Origin of the sequence: Arachnia rubra, assembly GCF_019973735.1 — a bacterium.
GTDB classification, from domain to species: domain Bacteria; phylum Actinomycetota; class Actinomycetes; order Propionibacteriales; family Propionibacteriaceae; genus Arachnia; species Arachnia rubra.
The window spans coordinates 2,600,871-2,618,115 of the sequence record NZ_AP024463.1 but is presented as its reverse complement, the minus strand read 5'-3'; the positions used below and the strand labels follow the sequence as shown (position 1 = coordinate 2,618,115).

Genomic DNA, 17,245 nt, shown 5'->3' with positions numbered 1-17,245 from the left:
CGCCCGCCCGGGCCTCTTCCTCTCCTTCCGCTCCGAGAGGCCCAAGACGAATGAAAGGAGGCGACATCATGGACGTACTGCGCCGGATTGCACTGCGGATCACCCCGCAGAACGCGCCCGCCGACGAGCGGCAGGTCCTGAACTCAGCCGGGGGTTACACCTTTGAACTCGACGATGCCGCGCGGCTGCGCCGCTTCCTGCTGCTCGGGGTCGATGGGGGCACCTACTATGCCTCCGCCGCGGACCTGGCCATCCAGAACGTCGCCGTCCTCCAGCGTATGGCCGCATCGGACCCCGAGGGGCTGGTCGCCACCATCGTCGACGTCTCTGCCCGCGGCGCCGCGCCCCGGCAGAACCCGGCCCTGTTCGCGCTGGCCTATGCAGCCTCCGTGCCTGAGACCTCCGCGGCTGCGCTGGCCGCTTTGCCCACGGTGGCGCGCACTGGAACCCACCTGTTCACCTTCGCCGCCTACGTGCAGCAGTTCCGCGGTTGGGGACGCGGGCTGCGCCGCGCCGTCGGGCGCTGGTATACGGACCGGCAGGCCAGCGACCTGGCCTATCAGGTGGTCAAGTACCGTCAGCGCGACGGCTGGACGCACCGGGACCTGCTACGGCTGTCACACCCCGTGACGCCGGTGCCGGAGCTGCGGTCGCTGTTCGACTGGATCGTGCGCAGGTCGGTGGATGATGACACACCAGAGCTGATCCGCGTCTTCCTGAAGGCGCAGGAGGCGACGAAGGCCAGCACCTGGGCTGGGCTGGTTCGTGAGCACCGGCTGACCTGGGAGATGCTGCCGGACGCCGCTCTCAAGGAGCCCGAGGTCTGGGAGGCGCTCCTGGAAGCGGGAATCCCGCAGACGGCGTTGCTGCGCCAGCTGCCACGACTCACCGGGCTGGGTCTTCTCAGCGACCTGGGAGGCCACACCGAGCAGGTATGCGCGCAGCTCACCGATCCCGGCCGGCTCCGCAAGGCGCGCGTCCACCCGGTGAACGTCCTCGTGGCGGCACGCACCTATGCCTCCGGGCAGTCAGTACGCGGCAAGAGCTCATGGCAGCCCAGCCGCAGGGTCGTCGACGCCCTGGATGATGCGTTCTACGCCACTTTTGGCGCAGTTGTCCCGTCGGGTAAGCGCACCATGCTGGCGCTGGACGTCTCCGGTTCGATGGCCTCCTACATCTCGGGCTTGCCGGTGACCGCCCGCGAGGCCTCGGCGGGTCTGGCCCTGGTGCAGCTGGCAACAGAACCCGTCTCGGCGGTCGTCGGTTTCACCGGGCGGCTGCAGCCGCTCGACCTGTCACCGCGGCAGCGTCTCGATGACGTGCTGGGCAGGATCAGCGGTCTGCCGTTCGGCAACACGGACTGCGCACAGCCAATGATCCACGCCCGGAAGCAGAAACTGGAGGTGGACACCTTCGTGGTCTACACCGACAACGAGACCTGGTGCGGGAGAATCCACCCGTACCAGGCCCTGGCCGAGTACCGCCGGGCAACCGGCATCCCGGCGAAGCTCGTGGTGGTGGCCATGACCTCCACGGGGTTCAGCATCGCCAACCCGGACGACGCGGGCATGCTGGACGTGGCCGGATTCGACCATGCGGTGCCGAACCTGATCTCGGAGTTTTCGCGTGGCTTCTAGGCGGGACCGGACACGTGGCGGCAACGCCGCGCTGACAGGCGCAGGCGGGGCCGCCACTCGTCGTTCCGGGGGAGTGTCGGACCTCAAGGCCGCCAGGGCCCGGGAACTCCACGACCAGGCGTCCGAGGCCGAGCGGCGCGCCGCCGACCTGCGTGCCGAGCGCGACCGCCTGATCCGGCAGCTGCGCGCTGAGGATGAGAAACGCTGGTCCTATGGCGCGCTCGCGAAAGCGATCGGGTGCAGCCGGGAATTGATAGCCCAGGTCGTCAAACGCCGCTGATCTGCAACCCTGTGCGAGGGGCGGAAGAAAGGCGTGACCGCTGCCCGTGCGTTGGATAGGGTTGACGGGAAGGACATCCAGGTCTTCACATCCAAGGAAGGGCAGCCCCATGGCAGCTATTGAGTTCATCGACGCCCGCGAAGTCCTCGACTCTCGCGGCAACCCCACCGTCGAGGTCGAGGTTGTCCTCGACTCTGGCGCAGCCGGCCGCGCCATCGTCCCCTCCGGCGCCTCGACGGGTGCTTTCGAAGCCGTCGAGCTGCGTGACGGTGGCGAGCGCTTCGGCGGCAAGGGAGTCCTGACAGCGGTCAAGAACGTACTCGACGTCATCGGCGAAGAAGTCCTCGGCTACGACGCGGATGAGCAGCGGGTCGTCGATCTCGCGATGCTTGAGCTCGACGGAACCCCGAACAAGGCCAAGCTCGGGGCCAACGCGATCCTCGGCGTCTCCCTGGCCGTCGCGCATGCCGCAGCTGAGGAGGCTGGGCTCCCGCTGTACCAGTACGTCGGCGGTCCCAACGCCCACATCCTGCCCGTGCCCATGATGAACATCCTGAACGGTGGTTCGCACGCCGACTCCAACGTCGACATCCAGGAGTTCATGATCGCCCCCATCGGCGCCGAGTCCTTCGCCGAGGCCGTCGAGATGGGCGCTGGCGTCTACCACGCCCTGAAGAAGGTGCTGAAGGACCGCGGCCTGTCCACCGGCCTGGGTGACGAGGGCGGTTTCGCCCCGAACCTGGACAGCAACCGCGAGGCCCTCGACCTGATCGTCGAAGCTATCAAGAAGGCCGGGTATGAGCCCGGCAAGCAGGTGGCCCTGGCCCTCGATGTCGCGGCCTCCGAGTTCTACAAGGACGGCGTCTACAAGTTCGAGGGCACCGATAAGACCGCCGAGCAGATGATCGACTACTACGCTGAGCTGGTCGACGCCTACCCGCTGGTGTCCATTGAGGACCCGCTGAATGAGGAGGACTGGGACGGCTGGAAGGCCATGACCGAGCGTGTCGGTGACCGGGTGCAGCTCGTGGGCGACGACCTGTTCGTCACCAACGTGGAGCGCCTCGGCCGGGGCATCGACTCCGGTGTCGCCAACGCCCTGCTGGTCAAGGTCAACCAGATCGGCTCGCTGTCCGAGACCATCGACGCCGTCGAGATGGCCCACCGCGCCGGATACCGCACCATGATGTCGCATCGCTCGGGTGAGACCGAGGACGTCACCATCGCCGACCTCGCCGTCGCCCTGGGCTGTGGCCAGATCAAGTCCGGCGCCCCGGCCCGCACGGACCGGGTTGCGAAGTACAACCAGCTGCTGCGCATCGAGCAGAACCTCGATGACGCCGCGGTCTACGCTGGGCGCTCCGCGTTCCCGCGTTTCAAGGGCTGATCCGGCACTCGCATCAGTCAGACTGGTCGCATGCCGAGTAATCCCAGAAGCAAGCCGACGGGCAGCGGTCCGGGACGTGGATCCCCGCGTTCCCGGACCGCGGCCCGTCCGGGGGAGCGGATCTCCAGCGGTCGCTCCCGGACCCGTCCGCTGGATGCGGAGGCCGTCGCCCGTGCCACCGCGGAACGGCCCCGCGTCACATCCTCCGAGCGTGCGCTCGGGATGACGTGGCGGCTCCTCATCCTGGGGGTCGTCATGGCCGCGCTGGCCGTCACCCTGGCTCAGAGCCTGCGGGTTTACTTCGCCCAGGCGCAGGAGACGGCGATGCTGCGAGAACAGATCGCGCAGCGCCAGCAGGAGATCTCCACCCTGGAGGATCAGCTGGCCCGCTGGAAGGACCCCGCCTTCGTCAAGGCGGAGGCCCGGTCCCGGCTCGGCTGGGTCATGCCGGGGGAGACCGGTTACCGGGTGATCGGCGCCGACGGCAAGCCGATTGGCGGCGACTCCACTGCGCTGGCTCCCAACAAGCCCAGCAGCGGTATGTGGTGGCAGCAGATGTGGGGATCGGTCGCCGTGGCCGATGCCCCGGCCGAAGAGGAAGAGTGAGGAATCTGGTGAGCGAGGCTCCCACAGCCGCTGACCTCGACGTGATCGAGAACCAGTTGGGGCGCACCCCGCGCGGAGTGGTGGCAGTCGCGTGGCGTTGTCCCTGCGGAAACCCCGGGGTGATCAAGACCCTTCCCAGACTGGACAATGGCACGCCTTTCCCCACCGTCTACTACCTGACCAACCCTCGGTACGTCGCGGCCTGCTCGTCGCTGGAGGCCTCGGGGCTGATGGCTGAGATGTCGCGGCGGCTCCAGGAGGACGGGGAACTGGCGGTCCGTTACCAGAATGCCCACGAGGCCTACCTCGCGGACCGGGCTGCCCTCGGGGCTGTGCCGGAGATCGAGGGAGTCTCCGCGGGCGGCATGCCGGCCCGTGTGAAATGCCTTCATGTCCTCGTGGGACATTCGCTGGCGGTGGGCCCCGGCGTGAATCCCCTGGGGGACGAGGCCCTGGCTCTGGTGCGGGAACGGGTCGGGGATGCCTGCTGTGAGGAGCCGGCATGACGGTGGCTGCCATCGACTGCGGAACCAACTCAATCCGCCTGCTCGTCCTGGCGGGAAGCCGCGATGCGCCCCAAGAGCTAGCGCGTGAGGTGCGGCTGGCGCGCCTCGGGCAGGGAGTCGACGCCACCGGGGAGTTCCATCCGGATGCCCTGGCCCGCACCTTTGCTGTCTGCGACGAGTTCGCCCAGATCATCCGTGCCCATGGCGCTGGGAAGGTGCGATTCGTCGCCACCTCCGCGGCGCGTGACGTCACGAACCGGCAGCTGCTGAGCGACGGGGTGCGCGAACGCCTGGGCGTGGAGGTGGACGTGATCCCGGGCCAGGAGGAGGCGCGGCTATCCAGCTCCGGGGCGCTCTGCGCGGTGGATGTGACCCCGCCGACCCTGATCCTCGACATCGGCGGTGGCTCGACGGAGCTGGTGCTGGCCGATGTGGCCGGGACGATCCTGCACTCCGTCTCCCTCAACGTCGGTTCCGTGCGGCTCCGTGAACGGTTCCTGCACACCGACCCTCCGACGTCCGAGGAGCAGAGGACCTCCCGGGCGTTCGTCGGTGATCTGCTGGATGGCTCCGGGATCGATTTCGCTGCCGTCGCGAGTGCGGTCGGGGTGGCTGGGACCGTGACGAGCGTTGCCGCCCGGGTGCTGGGGTTGGAGGCCTATTCCCGTGATGCGGTGCACGGCCTGGTGCTGGGATGCGACGACATCCGCGACGCCAACAGCCACTGGCTGGCCACCCCGGTGTCCGAGATCGAGGGGGAGCCTTGCATGCATCCCCTCCGGGCTGGGGTGATCGGGGCCGGGACCCTGATCCTCGACGAGATAGCCGCGAGAATTCCCTCCCAAAAAATCCTAGTCAGCGAAACTGACATCCTGGATGGAATAGCCTTGGAACTGCTGTAGGTCCCGGCCCCCGTAGCCCAACTGGCAGAGGCAGGCGGCTTAAACCCGCTCAAGTACGGGTTCGAATCCCGTCGGGGGCGCTGGTAGCCCACGGAGAGCCGAAGGCGGCCGGGCAGAGCGTGGTGCTCTGCCCGGCCGCCTTGACATTACTTGGCTGGTTCCTTCTCCATGATCAGGTCACCGGCCTGGACCTGGACGCCAGCGGGTAGCTTCGCGATGGCCACAGGCTGGTACAGGCCTCCCGAGCCATCGGCATCGAAGAACAGAGCGCCGTCCTGCTGGTAGATGCGGGTCGTGGTGGTGGCCGAGCCTGTAGTGAAGGCGTCATCACCCAGGTAGCCGAAGGTCGCCGCGGGCAGCTTGATCTTGTCCTGGCCGGAGGCGAAGTCGGTGAGCGTGTCGGCTTTGCCGTCCGCCCTCCCATCCAGTACGAACGTATCGTTCCCAGCGCCCCCGGTGAGGGTGTTTGCTCCCTCTCCGCCGGCGAGGATGTCGTCGCCGCCCTCCCCAGACAGGGTGTTGTCGGCGGAGTTGCCGGTAATCGCGTTGGCCTCGTCATTGCCCGTCACCTTCAGCGGGCCACTGCCCAGCATCTGAAGGTTCTCCACCCCAGCCGGGATGGTGGTGTCGATGGCGGTGTACAGGGTGTCGGTGCCGCCGCTGTCGGTGGCCTTGTCCCCGGATGCATCGAAGACGAACCGATCATTCCCATTGCCACCCTGCTGATCGGTGACCGTGGAGTGGTGCTGGCCGATCTCCTTGCTTTCATAGTTGATGGAAGCGCTCTCAACGCCAGGAAGAGAACCCTTGTGTTCAGCCAGTCCGCTGGGGTATTCGGAGTACCCCGTCCCGGCGAGGTGATTGCCCGAGATATTCAGGCCCGTGATATTGCCTATCAGTTTTTCCTCCGGCTTTCTAGTTTCGCCCTTCTTCAGAGGGTTCGACGCCACACCTTTGGACACTTCGGCGCCCACATAGAATGGCGTCCCCGTCGGGAGGATGACATTGTCGACGAACTTGACACCAGTGAGATTACCTCGGCCGCCAGCGTACTTCACCGATACCTTAGTTTTTGGATGGGTGATGTCTCTTCCGGCATATGCATGCTTGGAGAGCTGGTTGCCATTCCCTGACACTGTGGAGTCCTTGTCCCAGATGGACTCGACCGCAACAATGGCCCTGTCGGCTTTCCCGGAGAGGATGTTTCCCTGGAAGACGTTATTGTCAGAGGCCGGGCCGACGTAGAACATCCAGTGGGGATGGGCTGGCTCTTTGACCTCGATCACATTGTTCTCGAAGGTGTTGTTCTGGCTTTTCTGGTAGGCCTGCACCAGTCCTTCGCCCTGGGAGCGGTTGGTGGTGATCTTGTTTCCCTTGATGGTGTTGCCTGATGAACCGTAGGCGAGGTGGATGGATGCCGAGAACGAATTGCTGAAGTAGTTCCCTTCCACCGTGTTGTTGTTTGAGTTGTCCTGCATCGACAGATTGCGGGTGTTCTCGGTCGAGTAGTTGTTGGTTATGGAGCTGTTGCTGACTCCTGATAGCCCGATGCCATAGTATGCTCCGGTGATGTGGTTGCCAGTGATGGTGATGTTTGTGCTTCCAGGATTTGTTTCTGCGATAGTGCCCTTCTCGACAAATCGATCATATGCTGGAGCTTCTTTGTCTGCATATTCATCTTTTGGATCAGTGGTTACGCCCTTGATCCCAGAAGTAACACCGATTGCGACTTGCTTGTCTGGGACTTCATCACTTACAGTCCCGACTATCCTGTTGTTCAGGATCTTGACATTTTTCACTGCGCCGTCTCGTGCGACTACATCGATGCCTCTATACCCGAGGCCGAGAATTGTCAAATGACTGATCTCGATATCCGATATAGCGGAGCCTAGGACCCCGCGAACTTCTGCCCCCTTTTCTGTGGATTCCTTGAGGTCAATCACTACATTGGTGAGCTTCATGTTGCTGGCGTCTTTTTCGAAACGGAATACGTTTCCGGGGTTATCCCCTTTGGGTATCGCAGCTTTGATGGTGGCGCCTGCGCCGTCAAAGAACTTCAGTCCCTTCGTGAGGACCAGTTCATGGTTGATCGTGTAGGTCCGCGATGGATCAAGCTTGACTCCGGTGTCTTCCTGCACGGCCTTGTTGATGAGGTTCTGCAGCTGGGTTGTGGCCTGTTCTGCATCCTCCGAGATGTTGTTGGCTACCAGAGGGGCGGTGCCGTCACTCTCGGGGGCCTGGCTGGTGGCGTCGCCGGGACCGGCTACCAGGACGTTCGCGGGGCTGATCGGCGGTGCTGCCGTCTGCGGCCCTGAGACTGAGGCGCACCCTGCCAAGGCGGCGAGCGAACCCGCCATGACAACGACCAATGGACGGGATATTGATTTCATGAGCCCTCCAGGGGATAGATTATCGGTCAATGTATCCAAGCGTTCCGGAGCCCAGCGAGGGGCTCGGCCGAAAGGACGACAGAAACACTCAGGTGTTCAGGGCAAGGTGGGGGGTTCCACCGAGGGAGGGTCAGTGAAACCCCTAGGCCGGGCTGCGTGGGGTCTTCGTGCGCAGGTCGGAGTGGGTGGCGAAGGTCGCCTCGGCGCGGCGGACGCTGTGCACCTGGTGTCGGGGGATGAGGTCGTCGAGGAAGCCGTACTCGCGGCTGATGTGAGCGGCTTTGAGGTCTCCGGCGGTCACTCTGCGGCGTAGATGGCGCCACCAGTCGGAGATGTCGCCCCAGCCCGGGGCAGCCAGCGAGCCGCCGAACTGCTGCACCGCCAGGGACGCCGTCAGCGATGCGAACTTCAGCCGCTGCTCCAGCGGCCAGCCCGCCAGGCAGCCCAACACGAGTCCGGAAGCGAACACGTCGCCTGCACCGGTGGCGTCGGTGACCTCCACCGTCACGGCCGGGCACCAGGCCTCCTCGCCCGTGTTCTGGTCGATGGCGTAGGCGCCGCCGATGCCATCGGTCACCACCGCGAGGGGGACGCGGTCGGCGAGTTTGCGGACGGCCTGATTGGGGGAGTCGGTACGGGTGTATGCCATGGCCTCGACGGCGTTCGGGGTGAAGGCCTGGCAGTGGCGCAGCGGGTGCAGGACGGCAGGGTCCCAGCGTCCTGAGATGTCGAAGCCGATGTCAGCGAACAGCGCGGTGCCGCGGGACTTCAACTCGTCCCACCAGTAGGTCTCGCCGCCGAGATCGACCACCGCGGTGCGTGACGCCGGAGCTGCCAGGATGTAGGACGACAGGGACTCCGGGAGGTCGTGGCCGTGGGTAACCATGGCACGGTCGCCTTCGACGGTAACCGCCACCGTCAGCGAGGTGTGGAAGTTCTCGTACCGGGGAGAGGAAGCCAGGTTGATGTGCTCCTGCTCCAGGAGGGTCTCCCAGATCCAGTCCGCGTAGGTGTCGTCGCCGAAGCCTGCCACCAGGCCGGTCCGCAGCCCCAGCCGGGCCAGCGCCGTCGCCAGGTTCGCGATGCCCCCAGGACAGGAGCCGAGGCCTGTGCTCCACAGCTCCTCGCCGGGGACAGGGATCCGGGGCAGCCCCGCGAAGATGATGTCGAAGAAGATGGTTCCCGAGGTGATGACGTCGAGCGCCGGATCGTCCTCGCTGCGGGAGGCGGCGAGCGGATCGAAGCTCCAGCAGCGTTCACAGAATTCATCGGAATGGGTTGGCTGGGTCATTTCCCGGGTGGTTCCTTCCTGCGACTCGGCTTTGAGACTGCAACCAGCCACAACCATAGGGGAGCGGGCAAGGGGAGTCGACACTTGGGCAGAGCCATCTTGCGACGGCGGCTGGGAGGTCCCGCGAAGTCGCGGGATCAACCGCTAGATTGGCCCCGTGGTAGACACTGTGGCTCATGCACTGGAAACCCCGGACCTGGAGCAGCCCTATGCCGCTCTTGGGGTGAAAGACGAGGAATACGACCGTATCCGGAAGATCCTCGGACGCCGGCCCACCAGCGCGGAGCTGGCCATGTACTCGGTCATGTGGTCGGAGCATTGCTCCTACAAGTCGTCGAAGGCGCATCTGAGGAAATTCGGGGAGCTCACCCAGGACACCCCGCGCGGACCGCTCCTGGCGGGCATCGGTGAGAACGCGGGAGTCGTTGATATCGGCCAGGGCTATGCCGTGACCTTCAAGGCGGAGTCACACAACCACCCGAGTTTCGTCGAGCCCTACCAGGGCGCGGCAACGGGAGTCGGCGGCATCGTCCGCGACATCCTCGCGATGGGAGCCAGGCCGATCGGCGTGATGGACTCGCTGCGGTTCGGCCCGCTCGATGCGCCCGACACCCACCGCGTCCTACCTGGTGTCGTCGCGGGAGTCGGCGGGTACGGCAACTGCCTGGGCCTGCCAAACATCGGCGGCGAGGTGCAGTTCCACACCACCTATCTGGGCAACCCCCTCGTCAACGCGCTGTGCGTCGGGGTGCTGCGCCACGAGGACCTGCACCGCGCCCACGCCTCCGGGGTGGGCAACCGGGTGATCCTCTTCGGCGCGGCGACCGGCGGCGACGGCATCGGAGGAGCCTCGATCCTGGCCTCCGAGACCTTTGACGAGACCGGCCCGGCGAAGCGGCCCAGCGTACAGGTCGGTGACCCGTTCATGGAGAAGCTGCTCATCGAATGCACCCTCGAATTGTTCAAGGCGGGCATCATCAACGGCATCCAGGACTTCGGGGCCGCGGGCATCTCCTGCGCCACCTCCGAGCTGGCCTCCGCAGGCAACAGCGGCATGTCGGTCAACCTCGACCTCGTCCCGCTGCGCGACCCGAACCTCGCTCCTGAGGAGATCCTGATGAGCGAGTCGCAGGAACGCATGATGGCCGTGGTGGAGCCCAGGAACGTGGAGCGTTTCATGGAGATCTGCCGCAAGTGGGATGTAGCGGCCACCGTCATCGGCGAGGTCACCGACGGTGAGCGGCTCATCATCCATTGGCACGGCCACTGCATCGTGGACGTGGACCCGCGGACTGTGGCCCACGAGGGGCCGACCTACGATCGCCCATACCATCGTCCTGCCTGGCTTGACCAGGTCAATGACAATCGCGCCGAAAGCCTGCCCCGCGACAACTCCCCAGAAGGTCTGCGGGACGCGTGGCTGAAGGTGCTGGCGCACGGCAACATCGCCGACAAGTCCTGGATCACCAACCAATACGATCGTTATGTGAGGGGGAACTCCGTCCTGGCGCAGCCCGAGGACGCGGGGATGCTGCGGATCGATGAGGAGACGGGGCTGGGGATCGCGCTGGCGCTCGATGCGAACTCACGATTCACCTTCCTCAACCCCTATCTTGGTGCCCAGCACTCACTGGCCGAGGCGTACCGGAATGTCGCGGTGACAGGCGCAGAACCGGTGGCTGTCACCGACTGCCTCAACTTCGGCTCCCCCGAGGATCCCGAGGTGATGTGGAGCTTCGTCGAGACCATCCTCGGCCTGGTCGATGCGTGCAAGGAACTCGGCATCCCTGTCACGGGAGGGAACGTCTCCCTCTACAACCAGACCGGCGGCACCCCGATCCTGCCCACCCCGACCGTCGGCGTGCTCGGCGTGATCGACGACGTGTCCAAGCGGCTGCGGTCGGGCTTCGCGAAGGCCGGAGACGGGATCTGGCTGCTGGGAACCACCAGGGAGGAGCTGTCGGGATCGGTCTGGGCGGATGCCGTGCACAACGGGCACCTCGGTGGCACCCCGCCGCAGGTGGATCTCCGGGCGGAGGCCGGGCTGGCAAGGGTGATCCGGGACGCGGCCCTGGAGCGGCTGCTGCACTCCGCCCACGACCTCAGCGAGGGCGGCCTCGCCGTGGCCCTGACAGAATCGGCCCTGCAGGGCGGGTTCGGATTCACCGTCACGCTGCCAGGAGAGGACCCGGCGACGCAGCTGTTCAGCGAGTCGGCCGCCCGGGCTGTGGTAACCATGCCGGAGTCGTCGGTGGAACGGCTGAAGTCGCTGTGCCGCGACAACGTCGTGCCGCTGACCAGGCTGGGTGAAGTCGTCGAGCCGTTGGAGGCCACCGTTGTGGGGCTGCTGAGCATGCCGTTGGTGAAACTCCGGGAGACCTGGGCGCGGCCCATCCCGGAGGCCTTGCAGAACGAGGTGTGACAGCTCCGGACCGGGGCTGTTGCTGTGCGGCCGGCCTAGTCTGTTGTTAACGTGATGTGGTGTCAACATTCCGCGGCGACGAGCTGGCTCGGATTCGGGAGTCCGGTTGGGTGGCAAACCCCCGCATCCGGGAGTTGCTGGAGGATGCCGGGCTGCCGTCACCGCTCACATTCCTCACCGAGGTCCTGTCGGATGAGCAGTGGCGTGCCGCGCAACGCGGGGTGTCGCTGCTGCGGGAGCGGTTCAGCGATTTCCGGTTCGCAGGCTCGGTGGAGTACGGGCTCTTGATGGTGCCCTCACCACGTCACCTGGACACGCGAAGCAGCATCCCCGCCGACGTGCGAGCGAGTCAGCACGCGGGGCTCGGAGAGGATTTCTTTGACCCGGCGCTCGCGGACGGAGCAGACCTGACCGGCCCAGCCCAGCCATGGACGCCCTTCGTGTCGGTGGTGGGCGCGTACGGGATGGCGGCGGGCAGCTACGACGATGTCACCAGCGCGTCACCCGACGTCTTCACCGTCGATGGCTTCGACACCCGCGCTGCTATGACGCGTCAGCTGTGGGGCGCCCGCCTGCTTCAGGCCCCGGCCGGGCTCATCCCCGACAGCGACTACAACGAGAAGTGGACCTTCACACTCTTTCCCGGTGAGCCATTGATCGGCGGGCAGGCCGTTTCCGGCACGGTGCTGAAAGGAAGGGTCCGGTTCCGGCTCGGTAAGGCGAATCGTGGCATCGGCAGCGCCCGCATAGCCCCGGCCGTGCCGGTCATGGGGACGTCTGGGGTATGAGCTGCGACCATCAGGTCACTGAGCAGCTCCTGGCACTTGAGCCGGTTTTCCACCATGAGGAGCTGGGTGCAGGCCGTGAGGTGTTCGAGAACATGACCGCCCCCGGCTTCTGGGAGGTTGGGGCCAGCGGGCGCGTCTACACGCGGGACTTTGTCATCGAGGCGCTGGTCGACCGGTACTCCCGACCGCATGAGGACGTCTGGGTCATCCACGATTTCCAGGCCCGACAGCTCAGCGACGGCCTCTGGCTTGCCACCTACGAACTCGACCAGGAAGGACGGCGCAGCCGCCGCGCAACCATCTGGCGGCGCACCCCTTCCCGCTGGGTCGTGGAATATCACCAGGGCACCCTCCTGTGAGGGCGGCCTGGCTCTTGCGACATCCAGGAGAGACAGGTGGTTCCTGACCGGGCTGGAGGCGGAGCGCCATTAGGTTGTGGGTATGGCACATCGACCCAGCTTTGACGAACTTGGCGTCGCGACGGCGCGGCTGTGGGCGACCCGCAGCGCCGACAGCAAGGTGCAGGTGGGCGCCTGCCTGCTGGATCATTTCAACCGCGTGGTGGGCGTCGGCTACAACGGGCGGGCAGCGGGGGAGCCGAACGAACGCGAGTCACTGGAGCAGGGGATGAGCGGCTTCATCCATGCGGAGGTCAACGCGCTGCTGGCCGCCAACTGGAACGGCGAGGCCCACACGCTCTACATCACCCACGAGCCCTGCGCCACCTGCGCGCGGTTGATCGTCAACAGCCGGCGGGTGCGGCGGGTGGTCTACGTCGTCAGCTACACAGAACCGGTCCGGCAGGCCTCGGGACTGCCATCCGGTGAGCAGATCCTGGCCGCCGCAGGCTTGGCTGTTGAGCAGTGGAGCGACGCATAGCAGCAGAGAAACGTAAGAATCCGTCGGATTATTCATTCAAATCAGTGCGTTTTTCTGTCAGAATCAACGGCGTGACGACATCATTTCCGCTAGATAGAAGATCGGTCCTGGGTGCATTGGGCGTTTCGGCGCTCAGTGCTTACCTGCCCGGGATGAATCCACAGGCCCATGGCCTGGCTCCCCAGGAAGACGGGGCGGGAGAGGTGGTCCTGTACGCCTATCTGCCCGATGGGACATTCCTGGATTTTGCGGCATTCCGGGACCGGCAGACCAATGGGGCCGGTGAGAAATGGTATGACGATGCGCTCCTGGAGTCTGAATCGCTGATCGCCGTCAAGGTACGTCTTCTGGAAGAGGCGGAAGGGGCAACGGCGAAGTTTGCCCTCCCTGCGGAGGGCGGTCCCTACACGCTGACGTTGTCGTGGCCTACTAGTCATGGCTATTCCGCTCTGATGGCGGATCTACCAGGCCCCGGTACCTATGACTTGAATGAGCTGGCAGCCCGCACCCTGCACGACCGGCAGGTACAACGGATTGAGGCAGGACCTGAACCGGATGCGGACATCGTCGCTGCCCGCCAGGCCACTGAGGAGGCACTGGCCAGATGCGGTGCGCTTGAAATCGGCCCCGAGAGGGGAGCGCTCGCTGCTCAATGCCTGGAACTGGCTTCAGAGGCACAGTTGAAGCTGGACCTAGCCTTGGCCTCCGTCATCCCTGCAAAGGCATTCATAGGAGTGACCTTCACAAAAGTTCCCACACCTGAGCAGATCAATGACCTCAAGGCTATCACGGGCGGCAAGCGCACACCGGCCGTGCGGTTGGTGATCGGAGAACAGCTAGATGACCTTCCCAAGTGGGCTGAGGTGATCGACGGTATCCACGCTCTGGGTGGTATAGCAGTCATCCAGGTCCGCGACGCAGTCGTAAGGAGGTGGAAGTCGCACGAGGACAATATCGCTCGGATTGACAAACTTCTCAAGGGGTTGCCGGCAGCCACCGGACGACTAGCAGTAGATGTCTGGGAGGTCGGCAATGATATGGGCGGTGATTGGCTGTCTGATGATCCCATTGACAAATCATCGGAATTGGGAGATATGACCGTTTGCGCTCGTAAAATCTATAGCGCGATTGCCACAGCCATACCGGGTGATGATCCCCTGAAGGAGTATACAAAGACGCTGCTGGGGCTTAAGTATCAGTTGGGGCAAGGTGATGAGGCTCACTCAACTTTTACATGGGTGAGAAAGAATTTACACAATGGCAGAGTCTTCTATAGGGCTCTCACTGGGGTTGTCCGTATCATGGGCTTGGAGATCGCTCCGCAGAAGCATCCTTTGGGTACGGCGGCCTATCGGGTGATGACGACGCTCGCCAAGACTGTTTACCAGAAAGTGGCGATCTCCAAGCTGGCTTATGGCGCTGATGACCTGGATGATGGGCCGTGGTGGTTTGGTTCTCCCGATGATCCGGTGAAGGCGCGCCGCATCGTCGCGGAGCATCTAACGAGCGTCGGTATGGGTCAGGCTAGGTCCTGGGGTGCTCCCCTGTGGTGGAATTACCTGGACGATGAGACACCAGGGAGTAAGCACAGCGGTCCCGTCAGCGATGTGCTGGCCAAGGTCGCTGCCAAAGGTGCATGAGCCACTGGGATTCATCCATACGAGGGGCATAAGACATTGCCGGCTACGGACAGGGGGAGGTCCACACCCTCTACATCACCCACGAGTCCTGTGTCACCTGTGCGCGGCTGATCGTCAACAGCCGGCGGGTGCGGCGGGTGGTCTACGTCGTCAGCTACACAGAACCGGTCCGGCAGGCCTCGGGACTGCCATCCGGTGAGCAGATCCTGGCCGCCGCAGGCTTGGCTGTTGAGCAGTGGAGCGACGCATAGCAGCAAGGAAACGTAAGAATCCGTCGGATTATTCATTCAAGTCAGCGCGGTTTTCTGCCAGAATCAACGACGTGACGCCTGGAAGCTTATGTGGCACTGCGGTCAAGCTTTCGTTGACCTGTGTTTGATAAGGAGAGATGTCGCGAAGAGAAGGATTCCTGAAACTTTTAGGCGGTTGGTTTCAGATGCTTCCCGGTGCTCGTGGCCTGTGGCGGCGGCACCTCTGATAAAATTTTAAATTTAATCTCCATACTTGCGGCAACCTTGTGGATAGTGAGAATCAGACGCATGGAAACCGTCGGCCCCGTTATGCCTAGCCGGAGGCCTGTTGGGGCATGCTAAGAGCCAAATTCGAGCCAGGAATATAACATTCATATAACAAACTCCGAGATGGGTGGATATCTGTGTCTTATTCATGCATGGTGGAAATGTATCTGCATATCGAGAGATTTGTCTGCGGTTGGCCTGCAATATGGCAAACCCTATGGTCAGAGGCTTATTCACGAGGGCTTCAGTCAGACAAACACCCCTGTCAACGCGGGGTTGCTCGTAGTCATGAATAACCTCCTCGTGGCCAGATCGCTTGTTGCCGTGGACGAATCTCGGTCTACGGAGGGAGGAAACCGTGAATTTATGCACCAATGAAAAGCGCCATCTGCCTCAGCGGAGATGGAGAGTGAGGAAGGGTCTTCTCGGGACATTGTTCCTGGCTGCGGTTCTGGTGTTTACTCCTGCTGGGATGGCAAGAGCTGACTATTCCAGTGGAGGGATGCCGAGTGCGGCTTTCTCGGTCAAGTATGTGGGGATCAGCTCGTATTGGTCGAATGTCTTCGATCAAGCGCGTGACCGATGGAACCAGACGCAAGCGACAAGCGATCTAGCGATTGGTAAAAAAGATAGCGCTGCGGCGGTGATGACAGCTGGCCGCTATCAGTGGAATTTTTATGGTCTGTACACCTCTTATGGCTGGCGCAACATCAACAGGACTTTCAAAATCCAAGTGAATTCACTGAGATTGAAAGAAGACTCAGGTAGTCATTTCGAGGAGTGGGTTGCCAGTACTTCAACGCATGAGTTGGGGCATGCATTGAGCCTCACCGACAATCCGACGACAGATCGGCCATCACTGATGAAGCATGACCGTGACAGGACGACGGTCATCGCTCCGCAGCCTTACGACATCGAAGAAGTGGGGAGGATCTACTCATGAAAGGACACATTAGGAAAGCCACAGTCGCTCTGGCGGCGGCATCCGTGCTGGGTTTCGTGGGCTGTTCAGGATCCAGCGCAGAGCCCTCACCTGCCGACCCTACTGAAACACTCCAGATGAGTGCAGACTACCCCGTCTACAGCACACTGGACGAAGCAGGGGATGCCGCAGGAACCATCGTCAGGGGAAAGTTCCTGGATTCTCGCGTTGAATTGCTTTATCCCGATACCTCGCCGGATAATGGGGATGGGTTGAGCAATCCACAAAGCGGCGTTCCAAGCGAACAGATCACCCCAAGTGACATGGCAGTTGTGGCGACTGTCAGCCGACTTGAGGTCACTGAGGCGCTGAAGGGTGATGCTCGGGTTGGCGATGTCATTGAGGTTATTCAGCCTGGTGGGGAGTATGAGCAGGTGAAGTACACGGAGGAGAAAACAGTGCCGCTGTCGGATATTAGTTCGTCGGATATATTGCTCTTTCTGGATCTGATGCCCGATGGTCATTACGACTTGATCAACCCTGAGCAGGGTTTGTATACCGTGAACGGTGATGCCCTCACTCCTGTGACCGATGAGAACAGCCTCGGTCTCAAGACCCTGGCCCAAGCGCGTGAGACAGCATCAAAGTGACCGGTCAATGAGAATCAGTCCCCGTATCCGCCACAGGGTACGGGGACTCATTGATAATTATTCATGGGCCTGGAGTCGTTCCGCAGAAGCATCCTTTGGGTACGGCGGCCTATCGGGTGATGACGACGCTTGCCAAGCTGGCCTATGGGGCCAATGACCTGGATGATGGGCCGTGGTGGTTTGGGTCCCCCGATGATCCGGTGAAGGCACGCCGCATCGTTGCTGAGCACCTGACTAGCGTCGGATTGGGGGGACCAACATATGCCTGGTGCGCTCCCCTATGGTTGCACTACCTGGAGGACGAGACACCAGGTAGCAAACACAGCGGTCCCGTCAGCGATGTGCTGGCCAAGGTCGCTGCCAAAGGTGCCTGAGCCACTGTTTTATCCATACGAGGGGCCCCATAAGGCATTGCCGGCTACGACAG

The 17,245-nt window shown here is 63.3% G+C and carries 17 protein-coding genes and 1 tRNA gene; 16 read left to right on the top strand and 2 right to left on the bottom strand.

The window, feature by feature from the left end; genetic code table 11:
* Nucleotides 1-68 precede the first annotated feature (68 nt).
* The 7 genes from SK1NUM_RS11915 (at nt 69) to SK1NUM_RS11885 (ending at nt 5,398) form a co-directional block, all read left to right on the top strand.
* A complete protein-coding gene (locus tag SK1NUM_RS11915; RefSeq protein ID WP_223927557.1) occupies nt 69-1,637 on the top strand; it encodes a TROVE domain-containing protein in 1,569 nt (522 codons plus the stop codon).
* The gene (locus SK1NUM_RS11910) at nt 1,627-1,917 is read left to right on the top strand and encodes a hypothetical protein (RefSeq protein ID WP_212322244.1); all 291 of its coding nucleotides are present in this window, start codon (nt 1,627-1,629) and stop codon (nt 1,915-1,917) included. Before SK1NUM_RS11915 ends, SK1NUM_RS11910 begins: the two co-directional genes overlap by 11 nt.
* Before the next feature lie 109 nt (nt 1,918-2,026).
* The gene (eno, locus tag SK1NUM_RS11905) at nt 2,027-3,304 is read left to right on the top strand and encodes a phosphopyruvate hydratase (RefSeq protein WP_212322243.1); all 1,278 of its coding nucleotides are present in this window, start codon (nt 2,027-2,029) and stop codon (nt 3,302-3,304) included.
* A gap of 30 nt (nt 3,305-3,334) precedes the next feature.
* Nucleotides 3,335-3,910 carry an FtsB family cell division protein gene (locus SK1NUM_RS11900; protein WP_223927555.1) on the top strand — a complete coding sequence of 192 codons (576 nt, stop codon included), beginning with the start codon at nt 3,335-3,337 and terminating at the stop codon, nt 3,908-3,910.
* An 8-nt stretch (nt 3,911-3,918) separates the two neighbouring features.
* Nucleotides 3,919-4,416 carry a DUF501 domain-containing protein gene (locus tag SK1NUM_RS11895; protein ID WP_212322241.1) on the top strand — a complete coding sequence of 166 codons (498 nt, stop codon included), beginning with the start codon at nt 3,919-3,921 and terminating at the stop codon, nt 4,414-4,416.
* Complete coding sequence (locus SK1NUM_RS11890; protein WP_212322239.1) at nt 4,413-5,318, top strand: Ppx/GppA phosphatase family protein; 906 nt, start codon at nt 4,413-4,415, stop codon at nt 5,316-5,318. Before SK1NUM_RS11895 ends, SK1NUM_RS11890 begins: the two co-directional genes overlap by 4 nt.
* A gap of 6 nt (nt 5,319-5,324) precedes the next feature.
* Nucleotides 5,325-5,398, top strand: a tRNA-Leu gene (locus SK1NUM_RS11885).
* 66 nt (nt 5,399-5,464) lie between these two features.
* Here the strand turns inward: SK1NUM_RS11885 and SK1NUM_RS15320 are convergent.
* Nucleotides 5,465-7,675 (bottom strand): calcium-binding protein, encoded by a 2,211-nt coding sequence (locus tag SK1NUM_RS15320; RefSeq protein WP_280526529.1) that lies wholly within the window; start codon nt 7,673-7,675, stop codon nt 5,465-5,467.
* Between the two features lie 175 nt (nt 7,676-7,850).
* Nucleotides 7,851-8,999, bottom strand: a complete 1,149-nt coding sequence (locus SK1NUM_RS11870; RefSeq protein WP_212322237.1) for a carbohydrate kinase family protein — start codon at nt 8,997-8,999, stop codon at nt 7,851-7,853.
* A 157-nt stretch (nt 9,000-9,156) separates the two neighbouring features.
* Here SK1NUM_RS11870 and purL point away from each other — a divergent pair, with 157 nt between their 5' ends.
* The 9 genes from purL (at nt 9,157) to SK1NUM_RS11825 (ending at nt 17,192) form a co-directional block, all read left to right on the top strand.
* Entirely contained in the window at nt 9,157-11,421 is a 2,265-nt protein-coding gene (purL, locus tag SK1NUM_RS11865) for a phosphoribosylformylglycinamidine synthase subunit PurL (protein ID WP_212322235.1), read from the top strand.
* A 59-nt stretch (nt 11,422-11,480) separates the two neighbouring features.
* Nucleotides 11,481-12,209 carry a hypothetical protein gene (locus tag SK1NUM_RS11860; protein ID WP_223927553.1) on the top strand — a complete coding sequence of 243 codons (729 nt, stop codon included), beginning with the start codon at nt 11,481-11,483 and terminating at the stop codon, nt 12,207-12,209.
* Nucleotides 12,206-12,568: a nuclear transport factor 2 family protein gene (locus SK1NUM_RS11855; RefSeq protein WP_212322231.1), complete on the top strand. Its 363-nt coding sequence runs from the start codon at nt 12,206-12,208 to the stop codon at nt 12,566-12,568. Before SK1NUM_RS11860 ends, SK1NUM_RS11855 begins: the two co-directional genes overlap by 4 nt.
* A gap of 82 nt (nt 12,569-12,650) precedes the next feature.
* Nucleotides 12,651-13,088: a deaminase gene (locus tag SK1NUM_RS11850; RefSeq protein WP_212322229.1), complete on the top strand. Its 438-nt coding sequence runs from the start codon at nt 12,651-12,653 to the stop codon at nt 13,086-13,088.
* Nucleotides 13,073-14,728, top strand: coding sequence for a hypothetical protein (locus tag SK1NUM_RS11845; protein ID WP_212322227.1), 1,656 nt, complete (start codon nt 13,073-13,075; stop codon nt 14,726-14,728). Before SK1NUM_RS11850 ends, SK1NUM_RS11845 begins: the two co-directional genes overlap by 16 nt.
* Nucleotides 14,729-14,763: 35 nt before the next feature.
* Nucleotides 14,764-14,979: a deaminase gene (locus SK1NUM_RS11840; protein WP_212327774.1), complete on the top strand. Its 216-nt coding sequence runs from the start codon at nt 14,764-14,766 to the stop codon at nt 14,977-14,979.
* Between the two features lie 625 nt (nt 14,980-15,604).
* Nucleotides 15,605-16,189: a zinc metalloprotease gene (locus SK1NUM_RS11835; RefSeq protein ID WP_212322224.1), complete on the top strand. Its 585-nt coding sequence runs from the start codon at nt 15,605-15,607 to the stop codon at nt 16,187-16,189.
* Nucleotides 16,186-16,818: a hypothetical protein gene (locus tag SK1NUM_RS11830; RefSeq protein ID WP_212322222.1), complete on the top strand. Its 633-nt coding sequence runs from the start codon at nt 16,186-16,188 to the stop codon at nt 16,816-16,818. Before SK1NUM_RS11835 ends, SK1NUM_RS11830 begins: the two co-directional genes overlap by 4 nt.
* 119 nt (nt 16,819-16,937) lie before the next feature.
* Nucleotides 16,938-17,192 (top strand): hypothetical protein, encoded by a 255-nt coding sequence (locus SK1NUM_RS11825; protein ID WP_212322220.1) that lies wholly within the window; start codon nt 16,938-16,940, stop codon nt 17,190-17,192.
* The last annotated feature ends 53 nt before the right edge of the window (nt 17,193-17,245 follow it).

What these genes read in the sequence shown, in the direction of transcription:
- SK1NUM_RS11870 (WP_212322237.1), bottom strand. Translation starts at nt 8,999, where the DNA reads ATGACCCAGCCAACCCATTCCGATGAATTCTGTGAACGCTGCTGGAGC.
- SK1NUM_RS11850 (WP_212322229.1), top strand. Translation starts at nt 12,651, where the DNA reads ATGGCACATCGACCCAGCTTTGACGAACTTGGCGTCGCGACGGCGCGG.
- SK1NUM_RS11830 (WP_212322222.1), top strand. Translation starts at nt 16,186, where the DNA reads ATGAAAGGACACATTAGGAAAGCCACAGTCGCTCTGGCGGCGGCATCC.
- SK1NUM_RS11900 (WP_223927555.1), top strand. Translation starts at nt 3,335, where the DNA reads ATGCCGAGTAATCCCAGAAGCAAGCCGACGGGCAGCGGTCCGGGACGT.
- eno (WP_212322243.1), top strand. Translation starts at nt 2,027, where the DNA reads ATGGCAGCTATTGAGTTCATCGACGCCCGCGAAGTCCTCGACTCTCGC.
- SK1NUM_RS15320 (WP_280526529.1), bottom strand. Translation starts at nt 7,675, where the DNA reads ATGGCGGGTTCGCTCGCCGCCTTGGCAGGGTGCGCCTCAGTCTCAGGG.
- SK1NUM_RS11855 (WP_212322231.1), top strand. Translation starts at nt 12,206, where the DNA reads ATGAGCTGCGACCATCAGGTCACTGAGCAGCTCCTGGCACTTGAGCCG.
- SK1NUM_RS11890 (WP_212322239.1), top strand. Translation starts at nt 4,413, where the DNA reads ATGACGGTGGCTGCCATCGACTGCGGAACCAACTCAATCCGCCTGCTC.
- SK1NUM_RS11915 (WP_223927557.1), top strand. Translation starts at nt 69, where the DNA reads ATGGACGTACTGCGCCGGATTGCACTGCGGATCACCCCGCAGAACGCG.
- SK1NUM_RS11825 (WP_212322220.1), top strand. Translation starts at nt 16,938, where the DNA reads ATGACGACGCTTGCCAAGCTGGCCTATGGGGCCAATGACCTGGATGAT.